We start from the raw sequence: 1,264 nt of genomic DNA, 5'->3' as shown, positions 1-1,264 counted from the left end.
GGCATCTTCACGCAGATTGAATGTCACCGACTCGGCGGCCTCGATCAGTGCCGTGACGGCTCCGGCATCGGGCAGGGCGTGCTTGAGACCGAGCAGCGCGGCGATCGCGCTCACGACGCAGAGGGCGAGCAGGAGACCCTTGGGCCGCCGTCGCCGGGAGATGCCGTAGTCATAATAGATAGCGGGGTCGAACCGGATGGGCGTCGGCGACGGTTTCTTGGCCATGACGTTTCATTGAATGCACGTCATCAATGAATATACAAAAGCCATGCGCATTGATAGCAACCGGATGATTTACTGAACTTTTCAATTTTATTTGTTAACTCTGGCCACGACCTTTACCGGTTGCGGATATCCGGGCGGTTGCCATGGCTTTCGGCGGGCGTTGCTGCAGGCAGACGGGCGGGCATGCCGGTGCTGGTCGTGTTTTGACCACCCAGGCTTCGCGCAAGATGGTTCCGGCAGGCTTCGGGCTTGACGTTGCCGGGCCGCCCCGCTTTAATACGCGCCTTGCGTGGCCGGGTAGCTCAGTTGGTAGAGCAGCGGATTGAAAATCCGCGTGTCGGCAGTTCGATTCTGCCCTCGGCCACCATTCATTTCGCAAAAGGCTCGACTTCGGTCGGGCCTTTTTGCTTTTCACGTCGAGCGTGCCGGCCCGTTTCCCGGCCGGGCGGTCTGCAGGCAGACCTCGCTAGCGCTTGCACATGGCCGATGGCCGATGGCCGATCATAAGATGAGAAGAATTCTCATGGTCATTCGCGTCTGCCCGCCGGGCGGCGCGTCCGGACGGCTGGATCATCGTGCCAGAGCTCTCCTATCAAGAACGTGTCGGCGTGCTGTATCACGAGCACCATGGCTGGCTGCAGGGCTGGCTGCGCAAGCAGCTGGGCAGCGGCAGTCATGCGGCGGACATGATGCACGACACTTTCGTGCGCCTGATGCACACGCGCCGCGATCCGGCATCGCTGCACGAGCCCCGGGCGTATCTCGCCACCATCGCGCGCGGGCTGCTGGTCGATCACTTCCGCCGCCAGGGCATCGAGCGCGCCTGGCTGGAGACGCTGGCGGCACGGCCGGAGCAGGTGGCGCCGTCGGCCGAGGAGCAGGCGCTGATCATCGAGGCGCTGGTGCGCATCGACGCCCTGCTCGACAGCCTGCCGGTACAGACGCGCGACATCTTCCTCCTGTCCCAGCTCGACGGCATGACCTATGCCGCCATCGCGTCGCGGCTCGGGCTTTCGCTGATCACCGTCAAGCGCCACAT

At 63.2% G+C, this 1,264-nt stretch carries 2 protein-coding genes and 1 tRNA gene; 2 read left to right on the top strand and 1 reads right to left on the bottom strand.

Annotated features, from left to right (window positions below; all coding sequences use genetic code 11):
- Nucleotides 1–225, bottom strand: a 225-nt coding sequence (locus tag C5O18_RS09800; RefSeq protein ID WP_146089346.1) for a hypothetical protein, incomplete at its 3' end; no start/stop codon positions are given.
- Between the two features lie 291 nt (nucleotides 226–516).
- On the opposite strand from C5O18_RS09800, the gene C5O18_RS09795 reads away from it, so the two are divergent.
- Together C5O18_RS09795 and C5O18_RS09790 are read left to right on the top strand one after the other, a co-directional pair.
- Nucleotides 517–592, top strand: a tRNA-Phe gene (locus C5O18_RS09795).
- Between the two features lie 208 nt (nucleotides 593–800).
- Nucleotides 801–1,264: sigma-70 family RNA polymerase sigma factor (locus C5O18_RS09790; RefSeq protein WP_241146818.1), on the top strand; the 464-nt coding region annotated here is incomplete at its 3' end.

Origin of the sequence: Amnimonas aquatica (assembly GCF_002943415.1) — a bacterium.
Lineage (GTDB): Bacteria > Pseudomonadota > Gammaproteobacteria > Pseudomonadales > Moraxellaceae > Perlucidibaca > Perlucidibaca aquatica_A.
This window is presented reverse-complemented; position numbering and strand designations above follow the sequence as displayed.